Source organism: Xanthomonas sp. WHRI 10204 (genome assembly GCF_040202875.1).
Lineage (GTDB): Bacteria > Pseudomonadota > Gammaproteobacteria > Xanthomonadales > Xanthomonadaceae > Xanthomonas.
This window is the reverse complement of the sequence record NZ_JBEGDW010000001.1, coordinates 1879462-1897707: the sequence shown is the minus strand read 5'-3', so window position 1 is coordinate 1897707 and position 18246 is coordinate 1879462. Positions and strand designations below refer to the sequence as shown.

The 18246-nt window shown below is 64.6% G+C and carries 15 protein-coding genes and 1 pseudogene; 6 read left to right on the top strand and 10 right to left on the bottom strand.

Annotated elements, in window-relative coordinates:
- Nucleotides 1-95 precede the first annotated feature (95 nt).
- A complete protein-coding gene (gene ppsA, locus ABQZ00_RS08290) occupies nucleotides 96-2474 on the top strand; it encodes a phosphoenolpyruvate synthase (protein ID WP_323537130.1) in 2379 nt (792 codons plus the stop codon).
- A complete protein-coding gene (locus ABQZ00_RS08285) occupies nucleotides 2474-3439 on the top strand; it encodes a mechanosensitive ion channel family protein (protein WP_115562171.1) in 966 nt (321 codons plus the stop codon). The genes ppsA and ABQZ00_RS08285 overlap by 1 nt, the downstream gene beginning before the upstream one ends.
- A 161-nt stretch (nucleotides 3440-3600) precedes the next feature.
- Here ABQZ00_RS08285 and orn read toward each other — a convergent pair whose 3' ends face one another.
- The 3 genes from orn to mntR form a co-directional block, all read right to left on the bottom strand.
- Nucleotides 3601-4185 carry an oligoribonuclease gene (gene orn, locus ABQZ00_RS08280; protein WP_055854059.1) on the bottom strand — a complete coding sequence of 195 codons (585 nt, stop codon included), beginning with the start codon at nucleotides 4183-4185 and terminating at the stop codon, nucleotides 3601-3603.
- 71 nt (nucleotides 4186-4256) lie between these two features.
- Nucleotides 4257-4754: a tRNA adenosine(34) deaminase TadA gene (tadA, locus tag ABQZ00_RS08275; RefSeq protein ID WP_323537131.1), complete on the bottom strand. Its 498-nt coding sequence runs from the start codon at nucleotides 4752-4754 to the stop codon at nucleotides 4257-4259.
- A 14-nt stretch (nucleotides 4755-4768) separates the two neighbouring features.
- Entirely contained in the window at nucleotides 4769-5236 is a 468-nt protein-coding gene (gene mntR, locus ABQZ00_RS08270) for a manganese-binding transcriptional regulator MntR (RefSeq protein WP_055854570.1), read from the bottom strand.
- A 145-nt stretch (nucleotides 5237-5381) separates the two neighbouring features.
- On the opposite strand from mntR, the gene ABQZ00_RS08265 reads away from it, so the two are divergent.
- Nucleotides 5382-6716, top strand: a complete 1335-nt coding sequence (locus ABQZ00_RS08265; protein ID WP_323537132.1) for an Nramp family divalent metal transporter — start codon at nucleotides 5382-5384, stop codon at nucleotides 6714-6716.
- A 273-nt stretch (nucleotides 6717-6989) separates the two neighbouring features.
- Here the strand turns inward: ABQZ00_RS08265 and ABQZ00_RS08260 are convergent, their stop codons facing one another.
- Nucleotides 6990-7118, bottom strand: a complete 129-nt coding sequence (locus tag ABQZ00_RS08260) for a hypothetical protein (RefSeq protein WP_323537133.1) — start codon at nucleotides 7116-7118, stop codon at nucleotides 6990-6992.
- A gap of 166 nt (nucleotides 7119-7284) precedes the next feature.
- Between ABQZ00_RS08260 and ABQZ00_RS08255 the strand changes: the two genes are divergently transcribed.
- The gene (locus tag ABQZ00_RS08255) at nucleotides 7285-8109 is read left to right on the top strand and encodes an alpha/beta fold hydrolase (RefSeq protein WP_055854567.1); all 825 of its coding nucleotides are present in this window, start codon (nucleotides 7285-7287) and stop codon (nucleotides 8107-8109) included.
- 299 nt (nucleotides 8110-8408) lie between these two features.
- Here ABQZ00_RS08255 and ABQZ00_RS08250 read toward each other — a convergent pair.
- The 6 genes and pseudogenes from ABQZ00_RS08250 to ABQZ00_RS08220 all read right to left on the bottom strand — a co-directional run.
- Nucleotides 8409-8552, bottom strand: a pseudogene (locus ABQZ00_RS08250) (xapx domain-containing protein); the annotation flags it as partial.
- A 246-nt stretch (nucleotides 8553-8798) separates the two neighbouring features.
- Nucleotides 8799-10427, bottom strand: a complete 1629-nt coding sequence (locus tag ABQZ00_RS08240) for an MFS transporter (RefSeq protein WP_115527872.1) — start codon at nucleotides 10425-10427, stop codon at nucleotides 8799-8801.
- An 85-nt stretch (nucleotides 10428-10512) separates the two neighbouring features.
- Nucleotides 10513-12360 (bottom strand): amidohydrolase, encoded by a 1848-nt coding sequence (locus ABQZ00_RS08235; RefSeq protein WP_193552620.1) that lies wholly within the window; start codon nucleotides 12358-12360, stop codon nucleotides 10513-10515.
- Between the two features lie 113 nt (nucleotides 12361-12473).
- Nucleotides 12474-12911, bottom strand: coding sequence for a DoxX family protein (locus ABQZ00_RS08230; RefSeq protein ID WP_323537134.1), 438 nt, complete (start codon nucleotides 12909-12911; stop codon nucleotides 12474-12476).
- Entirely contained in the window at nucleotides 12908-13564 is a 657-nt protein-coding gene (locus ABQZ00_RS08225) for a hydrolase (RefSeq protein ID WP_115513111.1), read from the bottom strand. The genes ABQZ00_RS08230 and ABQZ00_RS08225 overlap by 4 nt, the downstream gene beginning before the upstream one ends.
- Nucleotides 13561-14034 carry a helix-turn-helix transcriptional regulator gene (locus ABQZ00_RS08220; RefSeq protein WP_503064252.1) on the bottom strand — a complete coding sequence of 158 codons (474 nt, stop codon included), beginning with the start codon at nucleotides 14032-14034 and terminating at the stop codon, nucleotides 13561-13563. The genes ABQZ00_RS08225 and ABQZ00_RS08220 overlap by 4 nt, the downstream gene beginning before the upstream one ends.
- A gap of 481 nt (nucleotides 14035-14515) precedes the next feature.
- On the opposite strand from ABQZ00_RS08220, the gene ABQZ00_RS08215 reads away from it, so the two are divergent.
- On the top strand, nucleotides 14516-17608 hold the full coding sequence (locus ABQZ00_RS08215) for a sensor histidine kinase (RefSeq protein WP_323537431.1): 3093 nt from the start codon (nucleotides 14516-14518) through the stop codon (nucleotides 17606-17608).
- Complete coding sequence (locus ABQZ00_RS08210; protein ID WP_323537135.1) at nucleotides 17601-18242, top strand: response regulator; 642 nt, start codon at nucleotides 17601-17603, stop codon at nucleotides 18240-18242. The genes ABQZ00_RS08215 and ABQZ00_RS08210 overlap by 8 nt, the downstream gene beginning before the upstream one ends.
- The last annotated feature ends 4 nt before the right edge of the window (nucleotides 18243-18246 follow it).

Genomic DNA, 18246 nt, shown 5'->3' with positions numbered 1-18246 from the left:
TGTGCAGGTTCCGCTGTGCACTGCATCATAGCGGCTTCTTCCTACGGTCGCGGCCATTCAGCCCGCTCGGGCGATGGCCTTACGGAGCATCGCGCTTGAACGAGAACATCCTGTGGTTGCATGAGCTACGCCTGGCCGATCTGGCCCGCGTAGGCGGTAAAAATTCCTCGCTCGGCGAGATGATCGGCAACTTGGCCGGGTTGGGCGTTTCGGTTCCGGGTGGATATGCGACCACTTCAGAAGCGTTCAAGGACTTCATCGCGCATAACGATTTGTCCAAGCGGATTTTCGACAAGCTTGCAACGCTGGACGTCGAAGACGTTACCGCGCTCACTGTGGCCGGCAAGGAAATTCGCGGCTGGGTGATCGATGCGCCGCTGCAGCCGGAACTGGACCGCGACATCCGCACCGCCTACGAACAGCTGTGCGCAGAAAACGGCGGCGGCGAAGTCGCCGTAGCAGTGCGCTCTTCTGCAACGGCGGAAGATCTCCCGGACGCCTCCTTCGCAGGCCAGCAGGAAACCTTCCTCAACGTGACCGGCGCCGACGATGTCGTGCACAAGGTCAAGGAAGTGTTCGCCAGCCTCTACAACGACCGCGCGATTGCGTACCGCGTGCACCATGGCTTCAAGCACGAAGACGTGTTCCTGTCGGCCGGCGTGCAGCTGATGGTGCGCTCGGGCGTCGGCGCGGCCGGCGTGTTGTTCACGCTGGACACCGAGTCCGGCTTCCGCGATGTGGTGTTCGTCACGTCCAGCTTCGGCCTGGGCGAAATGGTCGTGCAGGGCGCGGTCAATCCCGACGAGTTCTACGTCTACAAGCCCACGCTCACGGCAGGCAAGCCGGCGATCCTGCGTCGCTCGCTCGGCAGCAAGGCGATCCGCATGGTGTATTCGGATGTGCCCGGCGAGCGCGTGCGTACCGAAGACACCCCGGTGGAACTGCGCAACACCTTCTCGATCAGCGACGAAGATGTGCAGGAGCTTTCCAAGCAGGCGCTGGTGATCGAAAAGCATTACGGCCGCCCGATGGACATCGAGTGGGCCAAGGACGGCGTGAGCGGCAAGCTGTTCATCGTGCAGGCGCGCCCGGAAACGGTGAAGTCGCGCAGCCACGCCACCCAGATCGAGCGGTTCTCGCTGGACGCCAAGGGCGCCAAGATTCTGGTCGAAGGTCGCGCGGTCGGCGCCAAGATCGGTAGCGGCGTCGCGCGCGTGGTGCGCTCGCTGGAAGACATGAACCGCGTGCAGGCGGGCGACGTGTTGATCGCTGACATGACCGACCCCGATTGGGAGCCGGTGATGAAGCGTGCATCGGCGATCGTCACCAACCGTGGCGGACGTACCTGCCATGCGGCGATCATCGCGCGCGAACTCGGGGTGCCGGCCGTGGTCGGCTCGGGCAACGCCACCGATATGATCAGCGACGGTCAGGAAGTGACGGTCAGCTGCGCCGAAGGCGATACCGGCTTCATCTACGACGGCCTGCTGCCGTTCGAGCGCACCACCACCGACCTGGGCAACATGCCGCCGGCCCCGCTCAAGATCATGATGAACGTGGCAAACCCGGAGCGCGCCTTCGACTTCGGCCAGCTGCCCAATGCCGGCATCGGCCTGGCGCGCCTGGAGATGATCATCGCCGCGCACATCGGCATCCATCCGAACGCGCTGCTGGAATACGACAAGCAGGACGCCGACGTCCGCAAGAAGATCGACGCCAAGATTGCTGGCTACGGCGATCCGGTGAGCTTCTACATCAACCGTCTGGCCGAAGGCATTGCCACGCTGACCGCCTCGGTGGCGCCGCACACGGTGATCGTGCGGTTGTCGGACTTCAAGTCCAACGAGTACGCCAACCTGATCGGCGGCTCGCGTTACGAGCCGCACGAAGAGAACCCGATGATCGGCTTCCGCGGCGCCAGCCGGTATGTCGACCCGTCCTTTACCAAGGCGTTCTCGCTGGAGTGCAAGGCGGTGTTGAAGGTGCGCAACGAGATGGGCCTGGACAATCTCTGGGTGATGATCCCGTTCGTGCGGACGCTGGAAGAAGGCCGCAAGGTGATCGAAGTGCTGGAGCAGAACGGACTCAAGCAGGGCGAGAACGGGCTGAAGATCATCATGATGTGCGAGCTGCCGTCCAACGCGCTGCTGGCCGATGAATTCCTGGAGATCTTCGACGGCTTCTCGATCGGCTCCAACGACCTGACCCAGCTGACCTTGGGCCTGGACCGCGATTCGTCGATCGTGGCGCATCTGTTCGATGAGCGGAACCCGGCGGTCAAGAAGCTGCTGTCGATGGCGATCAAGTCGGCGCGCGCCAAGGGCAAGTACGTGGGCATCTGCGGCCAGGGGCCGTCGGATCACCCGGAACTGTCCGAGTGGTTGATGCAGGAAGGCATCGAGTCGGTGTCGTTGAATCCTGACACCGTGGTCGATACCTGGCTGCGTCTGGCCAAGCTCAAGAGCGAGAGCTGATGGGACTGTTGGGTGCAGTGATGGCGGCAGCTGCGGGAGCAGCTGCTGCCAAACCGGCGGCGACGGCAACTGCAGAGCCGGCGTTCAACTGGGCAAAGATCCCGTGGGCGCAATACGCGTTGAACTGGGGGGTGGCGCTGCTGATCGTGGTGGTCGGCATGTGGTTGGCCAAGCAGCTCAGCCAGTGGCTGCATCGTGCATTGACCCGTGCACGTATCGAAATCACGTTGACCAACTTCCTGCGCAATGTGATGTATGCATTGCTGCTGGTGTTGGTGTTCGTCAGCGCGTTGAGCCAGATCGGCGTACCGCCGACCTCGTTGATTGCGGTGCTCGGTGCGGCGGGCCTGGCAGTCGGTCTGGCGTTGAAGGACTCGCTGTCCAACATCGCCGCCGGCGTCATGCTGATCGTGCTGCGGCCGATGCGCGATGGCGACCATGTGGCGATCGCGGGCCAGGAAGGCATTGTCGATGAGATCCGGATCTTCCAGACCCGTCTGCGGACCTTCGACGAGCGCATGATCACCCTGCCCAACAGCACCATCACCACGGCGCCCATCATCAACTACAGCACCCTGCCCAACCGCCGCCTGGAAGTGACAGTGGGCGTGGGTTATCAAGATGATCTGAAAAAAGCGCAGCAGTTGTTGCTGCAGATCGCCAAGGACAATCCGAACGTCCTGGATTCACCCGCACCGTTCGTGCAGGTGACCAACCTGGGCGAGAGCACGGTCGATCTGATGCTGTTTGCTTACGCCACCAATGGCAATTTTGGTGCGGCCAAGAGCAGCACGCTGGAGCAGATCCGCAACCAGCTGCTGGAAAACGGGCTCAACATTCCGTACCCGCAGCGCGACCTGCATGTGTATCACCACGATGCCGATGGCAAGCCGATCTCGGATCTGTTGCACAAGGGCATCGCCGACGATGGCGACCTGACCAAGGGCCCGCCGTTGGCGCGCTGAACGTCTGCGTCATCTGTAAAAAGCAAAAGGCCGCATCGAAAGATGCGGCCTTTTATGTTTGTCACTGGCTGCTGCGATTTTACTGCGATTGCGACCGGTTGCCCTGGCGTTGGCGCGCTCGACGCGCAGCCTGCCAAAACGCATGCCGCCCATCGGCCAGATCAGCCCTGCGTGCCAGCCTCGGTATCACCGCCGAGCGCACCCATGAACTGCCGATAGTGGCGCAGTTCGTCGATGGAATCGCGCACATCGCTAAGCGCGGTGTGTGCCGAGTTCTTGGCAAATCCGTTGGCCACCGTCGGTGCCCAGCGGCGCGCCAGTTCCTTGATGGTGGACACGTCGAGGTTGCGGTAGTGGAAATAACGTTCCAGGCGCGACATCTGGCGGTGCAGGAAGCGGCGATCCTGGCAGATCGAGTTGCCGCACATCGGCGAGGCGCCGGCGCGGATCCATTCGCCCAAAAAGGCTACCGTCTGCGCTTCGGCCTGTGCGTGGGTGACCTGGCTGTCGAGCACACGCTGCCACAGGCCCGAACGACGGTGCTGGTTGCGGTTCCACTCATCCATCGCTTCCAGCGTTGCCAGCGGATGGGCGATGGCCAGTTCCGGTCCTTCGGCCAGCACGTTCAACTGCGCATCGGTCACGATGGTGGCGATCTCGATGATCGAATCGCGATCGGTATCCAGGCCGGTCATTTCCAGATCGATCCAGATCAGTCGGTCGTTGCCCGCAACGTTGTCTGCCATATCACCGTCCTGTGGAGGCCGTTGCCGGCCGGGGTACTGAAAGGGCGCGCATCATACCGCGGCCATGCCGCTCAGGGTACGAGCGGCGGCTTGCCACGCTTGGCGCGAAAATAATTGGTCAGCCGCAGGCTTGACTCTGCCGCCAACACGCCGCCTGACACCTGCACGCGATGGTTATGACGCGGGTCGGCCAACAGGTCGAAGACACTGCCGCAGGCGCCGGTCTTGGGGTCGCTGGCGGCGAACACCACGCGCGCGATGCGCGCGTGGATCATGGCCATGGCACACATCGCGCACGGCTCCAGGGTGACGTACAGGGTGCAACCGATCAGGCGGTGATTGGCCAGACGGCATCCGCCTTCGCGCATGGCCATGATCTCGGCATGTGCGCTGGGATCGTGACTGGCGATGTTGTAGTTCCAGCCCTCGCCCAATACGTTGCCATCGGCATCGATCAACACCGCACCAACCGGGATTTCGTCATAGTCGCGCTCGGCACGCTCGGCCAGACGCAACGCATGCTGCATCCACTGCGTATCGATGACCGCCTGCGGTGAATCGATCGACATCGCGGCCGGCACACTCACTTCGCCTTGCCGCCCTGGCGGTCGAGAAACGCGGCGAATGCGGCAACGGTCGCCTCGCTGACATGGTGTTCGATGCCTTCCGCATCGCGACGCGCGGTGGCTTCGTCGATGCCGAGTGCGAGCAGGAAGCGCTCGACGATCTGATGCCGCTGCCGGCTGGAAGCCGCCAACGCCTCCCCGGCCGGGGTCAGGAACACACCGCGGTACGGGCGCTGCACGACCCAGCCGTCGCGGACCAGGCGCTTGAGCATCTTGGCCACGGTGGGCTGAGCCACGCCCAGGCGCGCTGCGATATCGACCTGCCGCGCCTCGCCGCCATCGACCAGTAGATCGGAGATCAGCTCCACATAGTCCTCAACCAGCTCGGCGCGGCGCGCTTCGCGCACCTGGCGGAAGCTCTCCATATGCACCTGCGCATCGATCAGGGACGGCGTGGCCGCCTCCAGCTTTTCGCTCTTGCCCACCCGCATCCTCGTCGTCGCATCCGGCATAGGTGCCGGGGTGCGTAGTGTGAAGCACGCAGCCGATCAATACGATTGAGTTTGCCAATGCTCAATAGCATAGCACTTGCTATATCATCCATCCGACGCCCCCAACCCGCCGCCCTGCATGTCCGTCGACACCGTTGCCTCCGCACGTTCGCCCGCCTCTACCAACGGTGGGCTTGGCGATCATCACGCCAGCGTTGCTGTGCCCAAGAACGGCCATTGGTGGTTCCGGCTGCTGGCCTTTTTGGGCCCGGGCTACATGGTGTCGGTGGGCTACATGGATCCGGGCAACTGGGCCACCGATCTGGCCGGCGGCTCGCAGTTCGGCTATCTGCTGCTGTCGGTGATCCTGCTGTCCAACGTCATGGCGATCGTGTTGCAGAGTCTGTCGGCGCGGCTGGGTATCGCCACCGGGCTGGATCTGGCGCAGGCCTGCCGTGCGCGCTACCCACGTGGCGTGAACCTGGCGCTGTGGGGACTGTGCGAGCTGGCGATCATCGCCTGCGATCTTGCCGAAGTGATCGGCACCGCGATCGCATTGAAGTTGTTGTTCGGCATTCCGCTCACCGTGGGCGCGATCATCACCGCGATCGATGTGGTGCTGGTGCTGTTGCTGATGAATCGCGGCTTCCGGGCGCTGGAAGCATTTGTGATGGCGTTGCTGCTAATCATCTTCGTCTGCTTCGGTATCCAGATCGCCTTGGCGGCACCGCCGATCGCCGCAGTGCTGGGCGGCTTCATTCCGCGTGCGCAAGTGGTCACCGACCCGCAGGCGCTGTATCTGGCCATCGGCATCATCGGCGCCACGGTGATGCCGCATAACCTGTATCTGCATTCGTCGATCGTGCAGACGCGCGCCTACCCGCGCGATGACGCGGGACGCCGCTCGGCACTGCGCTGGGCCGTCACCGACAGCACGGTGGCGCTGATGTTCGCGTTGTTTATCAACGCCTCGATCCTGATCCTGGCTGCTGCGGTGTTTCATGCGCAGGGCCGCACCGATGTACAGGAAATCGAACAGGCGCATGCCTTGCTCGCGCCGATGCTCGGCGTGGGGTTGGCCTCGACCTTGTTTGCGGCCGCCCTGCTTGCTTCGGGCGTCAACTCGACGGTCACCGCGACGTTGGCCGGGCAGATCGTGATGGAAGGCTTCCTGCAATTGCGCTTGCCGCCGTGGCTGCGCCGCTTGCTCACCCGCGGCATCGCCATCGTGCCCGTCGTCGTGGTGACCTGGTTATATGGCGAGGCCGGCACCGCGCGGCTGTTGGTGCTGAGCCAGGTGGTGCTGTCGATGCAATTGCCGTTTGCGGTGATCCCGTTGGTGCGCTTTGTCTCGGACCGAACATTGATGGGCGCGCTGGTGGCGCCGGCCTGGTTGGTGCGTACAGCCTGGGTGATTGCGGCGGTGATCGTTGTATTGAACGGCAAGCTGCTGTGGGACACCGCGCTGCATTGAGCTTCGGGCGCAACACGCCCGCTGGATGGGATGCAGGCCTGTCGCACGTTGCAGAGCCGGGCGTCGATGCGCTGGGGTGTCATCGTGCGTTGCAGAGCCCGATATCGATGCACGCGGACGCGTCGCGCAGCGCCGCGATTCGCCAAGATTGCGCTTGTAGTGCGGGCCGATCCACAACGTTGGATCGGCTACAACAAACAATCTGATCCGCAGCGTTGCCGATAACTTTTATAGAGCGCACGCAGATGCAATCTGCACTGCGACGCAGGCGGTCTACTGCTCGCATGCACCGGCACGCCCGTGGCCTGCCTCGCGCTGCGCGGCGCGGCCACGCGCCAGCATGATGCGCACCGCATCGAGCGACCGCCGGGCTGCATGCCCCTCGCCCACAGGAGGTTCCATGGATCCGTTCGAGGCGCATCCGGCCGACGCCGGACGCCGCAGCTTTCTCATCACCGGCACAGTCGCCGTGGCAGCGTTGTCGTTGCCCGCGTTCGCCACCGCCGCAGCTCCCGCACGCGCCCCCGCTGCCACCCCGCCCCACTCGTCCACTCACGGAGTCAACTCGATGTCCAATTTCGTCAAACGCCCCGACGGCGCCAACATTTTCTACAAGGATTGGGGCAAGGGCCAGCCGGTCGTCTTTGCACATGGCTGGCCGCTCAGCGCCGATGCCTGGGACCCGCAGATGCTGTTCATGGGTCAGCACGGGTATCGCGTGATCGCGCACGACCGCCGCAGCCATGGCCGCTCGTCGCAGACCTGGGACGGTAACGATATGGACACCTACGCCGACGATCTGGCCGCCGTGATCGACGCGCTGGACCTGAAGGACGCGATCCTGGTCGGCCATTCCACCGGCGGTGGCGAAGTGGCGCACTACGTTGGCCGCCATGGCAGCAAGCGCGTGGCCAAGGTGGTGTTGGTCGGCGCGGTGCCGCCGCAGATGGTCAAGAGTCCGACCAATCCCGGTGGCCTTCCGATGAGCGTGTTCGACGGTATCCGCGACGGCGTTGCCAAGGACCGCTCGCAGTTCTATCAGGACCTGACCACGCCGTTCTTCGGTGCCAACCGTGATGGCAACAAGGTCACCCAAGGCATGCGCGATTCGTTCTGGCTGCAGGGCATGCTGGGCGGACACAAGGGTCAGTACGACTGCATCAAGGAATTTTCCGAGGTCGATTACACCGCCGACCTGAAGAAGATCGATGTGCCGGCGCTGGTGGTGCATGGCGACGACGACCAGATCGTGCCGATCGATGCGTCAGGCAAGTTGTCGGCCAAGATCATCAAGAACGCCGAACTGAAGATCTACGCCGGCGCACCGCACGGGTTGACCATCACCCACGCCGATCAGTTCAACAAGGATCTGCTGGCCTTCGCCAAGAGCTGATTCTTGCTTCAATGCTTAAGACAAAGGCCGGCTCGGGAGAGTCGGCCTTTTGTTTTGGTACGCATGGATGCGTGGTGATGAGGGCAGCCGCGTTTGTGTCGATAGGCCTGTTGCTATTCTTTAGGGAGTGCATGGCAACACCGCGCATGGTGGATGGATCACAGGCGAGCCGAGGACCTGTGCTGCGCTCGAAAAGATGCCGAGCCAGCAAGCGAGGTGGCAACGCGTCACCTTCCCACCGTGAGCGCAACAAAGGTCAACCGACCACGCTTATGCGTGGACGCGCAAGTCACGATTTGGCGCAACACCCAGCTGGACAGAATGAAACCGCCAATCATCGCAACCACCAGCAACGCGCCGGTCCGGCGTGGCAGTGCCGGCAACTATAGGTCAAGCAATCGGCATCCAATGCTGATCAGCAGCGCAAGCGATACGCCGACCAGTGCAAGACTTTTGCATCGCTCTGCCCTACCCGACCTTGCTGCAAATGGGGCCGCTGCACGGAATGAGATTGCACGTAGTCCGCTTGGCCAGAAAATGCTCCAGCAATGCGTAATCCCAGTTCATTGCCAGCACCAGCAAGGTGCCCACAAACGCGATGGCTGCGGGCGACGGAATTCCCGCCGCTCGCAGCCCAAATCACTGGCCGTGTCAGTGCCAGGCCGATTATGCGTGTCGCGTGGAAGTGCTCAGATATCCGAATGCGCATGCGGCGGTAACGCAACACCGCCGCCGCCGACGAAGTGACGGACCACGGGTGCGCGTTCGCCTTGATGCAGTGCGCGGATCTGCTCCTGCAACTGGCGGTCGTCGCCGGTGACGCGCTCGTGCTGGCGCAGATGTTCCAGCCACGAAGCGACGATGAAATATTCCAGTTGCACGCCGGGCGTGGCGGCGTCTTCGGCAATGCCCCAGACCACCGCGCCATCACGACGCCGTGCGTTGCCCAGCTGCGTCATCAACTGCAAAAAGGTGACGCGTGCGTCGGCGGCGATGCGGTACTCGACCGTCACCAGCACCGGGCCGCGATCGTGTTCGACCGCATCCGATTGCGCCGGTGCAGGCCAATGCCCGCCGGGGGCAAGGTCCAGCTGCTCGGTGCCGGCAATGCGCGCACGCTTGACCAGCAACGCCGCGATCACCGCACCAGCGGCAGCGATCTGCAGGGCGGTCGCGATCGAGGTGCGCTGTGCCAGCGCGCCCCAGACCAGCGAACCCGACGCCATACCCGCAGAAAACACCACGATGTACAGCGACAATGCACGTGCGCGCACCCAGGCAGGCACCGCCGTTTGCGCGGCGATCTGCAAGGACGACAGCACCGTGATCCACGCCAGGCCGTTGACCACCATCACCACGCACAGCACACCGATCTGACGCGACAACGCCAGCCCCAGCAACGATGCTGCACACACCAGGGTGGCCACAAACACCAGCAGGTCACGGTCGTAACGCGCACGCAGGCGTGGCAGCAGCAAGGCGCCACTGATCGCACCGATGCCGATACAGCCCAACAACACGCCATAACTGCCGGCACCCAACTGCATGTCGCGACGCACCACCAAAGGCAGCAATGCGGTCAACGCACTGGCGAACAGGAAGAACCCAGCGGCCTTGATCAGTACCGCCTGCAGGCGCCCGGCGCGCGCGGCATAGCGCAGACCGGCACGCAAGCCCGCGCCGAAGCTCTCCGGTGGCAATGCAGAGGCATGCGCGTCGCGGCGCCAACGCCACAACACCACCAGCATCAATCCGAAGGTCACGCCATTGAGCAGAAATGCCCAAGGCGGACCGAATTGCGCCACGATCAGGCCGCCCACCGCCGGGCCAATCGAGCGGGCGATGTTCATGCCGATCGAATTGAGCGCCACCGCAGAGGCCAGCATCGGCCGCGGCACCAGCTCCGACACGATCGCCGCCTGCGCGGGCATTGCCATCGCTGCGCCCATGCCCATCGCAAAGGTCAATGCCACCAACACCCACGGGGTAAGCAACTGCAGATGCGACAGCAAAGCCAAGACGCCGGCCACCAGCAACATCCAGCCCTGGGTGAGCATCAGGTAGCGACGGCGGTCGACGATGTCGGCCAGCGTGCCGGCCACCAGCGCGAACAACACCACCGGCAAGGTGGTGGCCGATTGCACGGCCGCCACCATCAACGGCGAGCCGGTCTGTTCGGCCATCACCCAGGACGCGGCGACATCGTTGATCCAGGTGCCGATGTTGCTGCCTAAAATGGCCAGCCATAACGCACGAAAGATCGGCTCGCGCAGCGGCGCCCAGGCACCGCCATCGGCGGGTGCGGCAGAAGAAGTCATCGCGGCAAGGCTCCAGTTGACGGGGTGAAACAAACAAGGTGACGGTATGAGAGGCGCCGGCAGGCGCATCGAGACAGTGCCGATTTCAGAACGCGAAACACGCGCAACCCAATGCGCCCCAGAAGCCGCGCAGATCATCGCTGGGCGCAGCATGCTGCGCTGCATGTCCATGCGGCCCGTGCGCGCGACACCCGTGGCCGTGCGTGTGCACATGCGCGGCACTGGCAAGGCCGCTGACCGCACCGCCCACGTGATAGCCACCGAACCGATTGACCGGCGACCAGTCCGGCATGGCCGGCGGCAAGGTCGGCGCCAGCGCGGCAAAGTCGCCATCGCCATGCACCACGCGCCCACCCAACACAGTCAGCACGCTGGTGATGTCGGCAATGGCGGCATCATCCACACGGAAGTAGTCATCCGACAGCACGATGAAATCGGCCAGCTGCCCCGCCGCCAGCGTGCCCTTGTTGCTCTCGTCGCCAGAGAACCATGCGCTGCCCTGCGTCCACAGCCGCAACGCCTGCTCACGGTCGAGCAGGTTCTCTTCGCCGTACAGGGCCAGGCCGCCCACCGTGCGTCCGGTGACCAACCACGACAACGCCACCCACGGGTTGTAACTGGCCACACGCGTCGCATCGGTGCCGGCGCCCACCGGCACGCCGGCGGCCAGCATGCGACGTACCGGCGGTGTGTGCCGCGCAGCCTGCACGCCGTAGCGTTCGACAAACGCTTCGCCCTGATACGCCATGCGATGTTGCACGGCGATGCCGCCGTTCAATGCACGAATGCGATCGATATTGCGCGGCGTGATGGTCTCGGCGTGATCGATGAACCAATGCAGGCCATCGAATGGAATGTCGGCGTTGACCTTTTCGTAGACATCGAGAATGCGTTCGATGCTTTCGTCATAGGTGGCATGGATACGGAACGGCCAGCGTTTTTCGACCAGCAGCCGCACCACCTGCTCCAGCTCGGGCTCCAGCTCCGGCGGCAGCTCCGGGCGCGGCTCGCTGAACTGCTCGAAATCCGCTGCGGAAAACACCAGCATTTCGCCGGCGCCGTTGTGCCGCAGCAGATCGTCGCCCTTGCGTACCGGCAGCATCTCGGTCCAGCCGCGGAAGTCGTCGACTTCCTTGCCCTTGTTCTGGGTGAACAGGTTATAGGCAATGCGCACGCTCAATTGGTCGGCCGCATGTAGCTGCTCGATGACCTGGTAGTCCTCCGGATAATTCTGGAAACCACCGCCGGCATCGATCACCGAAGTGATGCCCAGCCGGTTGAGTTCGCGCATGAAATGACGCGTGGAATTGGCCTGGTACTCCAGCGGCAGGCGCGGGCCCTTGGCCAGGCTGGCGTAGAGAATCAGGGCATTGGGTTTGGCCAGCAGCAAGCCGGTGGGATTGCCCAACTTGTCGCGCTCGATGCGCCCGCCTGGCGGATCGGGAGTAGCCTTGTCGTAGCCGCAGGCGCGCAAGGCCGCGCGGTTGAGCAAGGCACGGTCGTAGAGATGCAGCAAAAACACCGGCGTATCCGGTGCGATGGCGTTGATTTCGTCCAGGGTCGGCAGGCGCTTTTCGACGAACTGATGCGCGGTGAAGCCACCGACCACCCGCACCCATTGCGGCGCTGGCGTGCGGTCGACCTGCGCCTTCAACATCGCCATGGCATCGGCAAGCGAACGGACGCCATCCCAGCGCAGTTCCAGGTTGTAGTTGAGTCCGCCGCGGATCAGATGGGTGTGGCTGTCATTGAGTCCGGGCAGCAGGCGTCGGCCTTGTGCGTCGATGCTGCGGGCGCCGTTTGCCAGCGCCATGATCTGCGCGTCGTCGCCCACCGCCACGATGCGCCCATCGGCCATTGCAATGGCAGTGGCGCTGGGCTGACGAGGATCCAGCGTGGTAATGCGCGCATTGCGAACGACAAGATCGACCATCGGAGATTTCCTTGAAGCAGACGAAGCGCCGGGCAAGGCGCCCAACGCAAGACCGGCCGCAGCGCCCTGCATCCACAGGCGCCGCCCGGCATCGTGATCATTGGGTGCGCTGCTCATGCGGCACCACGCTTGCGCAGCCCATCCAGCGACCACGCGCCACCGCCGGCAGCGACCAGGGCCAGTAACACCAGCAACCACATCAGCGGGTACTCCATGCCACCGTGCATCCAGAACCAGCCCTTGGGCACGGCCACCACCACGGTGGTAGCGATGAACACCGCTGCCAGCGCGGCACTGGCACGCGTCCATAGACCCAGCAACACCGCCAATCCGGAAAGCGTCTGCACCAAGGCCAGCAGCAACGGCAACGGCGCTGCAGACGGAAAGCCGAATTGCTGCAATTCAGCGGCAAAACCGGGCAGCCCCGGACCACCGAACCATCCCAGCAACTTGCCCAGGCCATGCGGCAACAGGAAGCCGCCGCCGACAATGCGCAGCATCAACAACGCCGACGCAAGGCCGGCATTGCCGCGTGGTGCCGATGCGTTCAATGCCCGCCTTCCTGCGCGCCGAACATGGTCTTGGCGTATTGAATGCCGATGCCGTAGCCGCCTGCATGCGCACGTGCGATGCCGGTGGTGAGGTCGTAGGTGTCGCTACGCGCCCAATCGCGCTGCAATTCCAGCAGGTACTGCACGCTGGTGATGGGCGCGGCGCCGGCCTGCACCATGCGTGTCACTGCACGCTCGTGCGCTTCGTCGCTGACATCGCCGCAGGCGTCGGTGATGACGTACACCTCAAACCCCTGCTCGATCGCCGACAGCGTCGGGCCGACGATGCACACGCTGGTCCACAGCCCGGCAATCACCAGACGCTGCTTGCCGATGGCGTTGATGCGATCGATCACGCCCTGGTCTTCCCAGGCATTCATGCTGGTGCGGTCGAACACCGGCTCGCCGGCAAAGATCTCCGGCAACTCGGGAAACAGCGGACCGGAGAACGACTTTTCTGCAACGGTGGTCAGAATCACCGGCACCTTGAAGCCTTTGGCACCCTTGGCAATCAACGACACGTTGTTGCGCAGCGCCGAGATGTCGATGGTGTGCGTGGCGAACGCCATCTGCGATTGATGGTCGATCAGGATCAGCGCGTGATCGGCGGGCGACAACAGGGATTTACCGGGGACGGCAGTGGCAGTGGTCATGCGTGATGCTCCATGGGTGTTGAAGAGGAATGAGCGTTGTGCCGATGTGCACGCGGTGCGGGTGTCGCGGTGCAGGTAACGTTCGCCACTTGGGCGGCAAAGCGTGCCGGCGTGCACCCTGTGGCGTTGCGGAAGCTGCGCACGAAATGGCTTTGATCGAAGAAGCACAGATCAGTGGCGATCTGGCTGATGGTGTGGCGGCCTTCGCGCAGCATCGCCTGTGCGCGTTCGAGCCGACGCCGCCGCAGATACTCCATCGGGCTGGCGCCAATCGCGTCGCGAAACACGCGTGCGAAATGGAAACGGCTCATGCAGGCGGCGCCGGCCAGTTGCGTCACGCCGATGGGCTCATACAGATGTGTGTCGATGTACTGCAGCGCTCTTGCAACAGCACGTGCGCGTGGGGCATGCAGTACTCGCACATTGCCTGCCTGCAGATCGGGGCGACCAGCGGCAATCAGACTTGCCATGTGGCGTCTCCGGCGGGGAATGTCGCCATGGTGCGGCGAACATCCGTATCGCCCCACCCCTGATGGTGAGGCGGATCGCTCACTCTTTAGGGTGAGTCACATGCCGCTGCGACAACCTGGCACCGGACCTCACGCCTGCATCGATGCGACATGCACCACGCGTGCACGCCAACACAGCAAGCGATAGCGCGCATCCCTTCTGCTGTGTGCGTTGCAGTGTCCAGGTCGGCATCGACACCGCAGCGGGCCAAGCGAACCCCACCGCGCAACACCACGCCCTACACAAGCAACGTTCCTGCGCCGATCGAATGCTGCCACCAACATTAGGGACGCCACGCAGCGCACACTGCGTCGCGACGGCACGCGCCCGACGCGATGCGCCAGTCCTTGCGTACTCCAGCCTTACCCGATTTGCTTTCCCACGTCCCCCCCCCCGAAAGAGGTGGTGGTGCTTCCCCCGATCTCGCCCGACAATGCTGCGATGCCGCATGAGCCCGTCATCCGATCCCCCCTGCTGTTTCGCCTGTGCGCGGCGGTGATCGTTGTGATGTGCAGTTGCTGGTGGGCATGCCCGCCCGTGCGCGCCGAAGGCATCGCCGCCACCCGTGCGGGGCTGCTGCAATTCCACCACACCGCCTGGAGCACCGAACGCGGCGCACCGGCCGACATCTGGGATATCCAGCAAGCCGACGCCGGGCCGTTGTGGTTGGCGACCGGCTTCGGTCTGTTTCAGTTCGATGGCGACCACTTCGCGCGGCAGGCACCGCCGGATGGCGAGGCCTACGCGTCGCACAACATGACCGCGCTGGCGCTGGCGCCGGACGACACTGCCTGGATCGGCTACTTCAACGCCGGCATCGATCGTCTCGCGGACGGTCACCTCACGCACTTCCGCCCGGGCAAGGACGTGCCCGACGGCATGGTGTTCCGCATCGAGCACGATGGCAGTGGACGCTGGTGGGCGGCCATCGATGGCGGTTTGTGCTGGTTCGATGGCCAGCGTTGGCAGCGTGCCGGTGCCGACTGGGGGTACACCGCCGAACGCGCGCATTGGTTGCTGCGCGATGTGCGCGGCACGCTATGGGTCAGCGACGGTACGCAGATTCTGTCGTTGCGGTCTGGCGGCAAGCGGTTCGAACCCAGCGGTCAGCAGGTGGGTGTCTACGTCACCATGGCCGAGAGCCCGGACGGTGCGATCTGGGTCGCAGACCCGTACCGCGGTGTGTTTGCGTTGACCGATGCGCAGGGCAATGTGTTGCCCGCAGCGGCGCGTGCCCGGCCGCAATTTCCCGGGTTATTCGCGCGGCGCATCCGCTTCATGCGCGATGGCGCGCTGTGGGGCAGCGACTACGCGGCGCATGGTCTGTTCCGGATTGCCTTGCCCACTTCGCCCACGCCGGTGCTGGAGCGCTTCGGACCGGTGCAGGGGCTGACCTCGGCCACCGCCGGCCCGTTGCTCGAAGACCGCGAAGGCAATTTGTGGGCCGGCACCAATCTTGGCCTCAACCGCTTCCGGCATCGCGCGTTGCTGCCGCTGGCGCCGTTGCTGCCGGGCCAGGCAATGGCCGTGGCGACCTTCAATCCCTCACCCGACACGTCTGCACGCCCGCTCCTGGCCAGCCTGCGCGATGGCCGGCTGCTGGCGTTGAGCCGCGATCGCGTCGCAGGCCTGCAGCATGGTGCGTCCACCCACATCCTGGATGTGCCAGCGACCACCAACGGCTGGGTGCTTGGCGAGCACGCCCTGCTGCGTCTGCAGGCCGGCCGCGCGCAGCCCGTAACGCTGCCGCTCGGCCTGACGACCGGCGCCATCCGCGCCTTCGTCGTCGACAGCCGCAACCATCCCTGGGTCTGCCCCGATGCGAGCGGCCCCTACGCATTCGATGGCAGCGCCTGGCAGCCACTGGCCAATCTGCAGGACACCCCGTGCACGGTGCTCGCCAACACGCAGGATGGCGGCATCTGGGTGGGCACCATCAAGGGCGATGTGCGCTTGCTGCGGAGCAGGCAGTTGACGCACTACAGCGCCGAAGATGGCCTGTCGGTGGGGCCGATCACCGCCATCTGGCAACGCCCCTCGCTCACCCTGGTCGCCGGCGAAACCGGGCTGGCAGCGCTGGGCGCCGATGGCCGTTTCCGGCAGGTGCCCGATCAGACCAATCCGCTCCTGCAAGGCATCACCGGCATCGTGCAGGACCGCCACGGCACCTTGTGGTTGAACGGCAACCGCGGCGTTGTGCAGATCAGTCAACGCGCGCTGCTGAGCAGCGTGCAATCGGGCGTGGTCAGCCCGGTCCTGCGCCTGTACGACATCATGGACGGGCTACCCGGTGTCGCCCAGCAGGCCACGCCGGTCCCCACGGCCATCGCTGCCGACGACGGCCTGCTGTGGTTCACCACCAATCAGGGCCTGGCCTGGCTGGACCCCGAACAGACCTACCGCAACCCCACCGCGCCGGAGGTCTTCATCACCGAAGTGGTTGCCAACGACCGCCCCTATCCGCGCACGGATGGACTGCGGCTGCCCCAATGGACCCACCGCCTGCGCATCGGCTACGACGCAGTCAGCCTCACCCGCCCCGAGCGCGTGCGCTTTCGCTACCGGCTGGAAGGCGTGGACGCGCAGTGGCAGGACGCCGGCAATCGTAACGAGGCGTTCTATACAAACCTCACGCCCGGCCGTTACCGCTTCCGCATTGCCGCCGCCAACAACGATGGCGTGTGGAACGAGCGCGGAGACACGCTGGACTTCGTGATCGAGGCGGCCTTCGTGCAGACCTGGCAGTTCAAGGTGTGCGTCGCGCTGGCCTTGCTGCTGACGCTTGCGATCAGCTGGCGCATGCGCACCCGGCACGTTGCCGGACGCCTGCGCGCGCGGCTGGAAGAGCGTTACCGCGAACGCGAACGCATCGCCCGCGAGTTGCACGACACCTTGTTACAAGGCACCCAGGGGCTGATCCTGCGGCTGCATGCCGCCAGTCGCTCGTTGCCCGGCAACGACCCGCGCCGGCTGGAACTGGAGCAGGCAGTCGATCTGGCCGAGAACGCACTTATCGAAGGCCGCGACCGCGTCAACGGGCTGCGCGACAGTTATTCGCTGCGCCAGGATCTGGCCGCCGCATTGCAGCGCTCGCGCGATGCCACCATGCCCCCGCCTGCGGCCGAGCTGCAGGTCTCGGTGGAGGGTCGCCCGGTGGCGCTGCGCCCGATGGTGGCCGACGAACTGTTCCAGCTTGGCCGCGAAGCATTGGCCAATGCCGATCGCCACGCCGACGCCGCGCAGATCACGCTGGAACTGCGTTACGGTTCACGTGACTTCGTGCTGCGCATCCGCGACGATGGCTGCGGCCTGGACCCGGACGTGCTGCATGGCCAAACGCGCACCGGGCACTGGGGGCTGACCGGCATGCAGGAACGCGCGCAACGCATCGGCGCCAAGATGCAGTTGTGGTCGCGTCCGGGCAGCGGCACCGAAATCCAGATCATGCTTCCCGCCCGTACCGCCTATGCAACGCCACCGCGCTGGTGGTGGCCATTTCGACCTGCACAATCCACGGAGAGCTCCAATGGCTGAGATGATCAAACCGACCGACGTACTGGTGGTAGACGATCATCCGCTGCTGCGCGACGGTCTCAGCGCCATGCTGACCGCCGAACACGACATGCGCGTGGTCGGCGAAGCCGAAGACGGCGAGCAGGCAGTGGCCTGCTACGCCAGCCTGCGTCCGGACGTGGTGCTGATGGATCTGCAGATGCCGCGCGTGGATGGCGTCGAAGCCATCCAGCGTATCCGCCGCGTCGACCCCGCCGCCAAGGTCATCGTGCTGACCACCTATACCGGCGATGTGCGTGCGGTGCGCGCATTGCAGGCCGGCGCCTGCGGCTACCTGCTCAAGAGCGCACTGCGCCGCGAGCTGGTCGACACCATCCGCGACGTGCGGCGAGGCCAGCGCCGGCATGTTCCGGCGTCGGTGGCCGAAAACATCGCCGCCCACGTGCTCGACGATGCCCTCTCCGCCCGCGAGACCGAAGTGCTGAGTCTGGTCGCGACCGGATGTTCCAACAAACAGATCGGCAACGCCTTGAGCATTTCCGAAGAGACGGTCAAGGCACACATGAAGAACATCCTGGCCAAGCTCGGCGTGCGCGATCGCACTCATGCGGTCACCGTTGCCTTGCGCCGCGGGATCCTGTCGCTGGAAACCTGAGTGG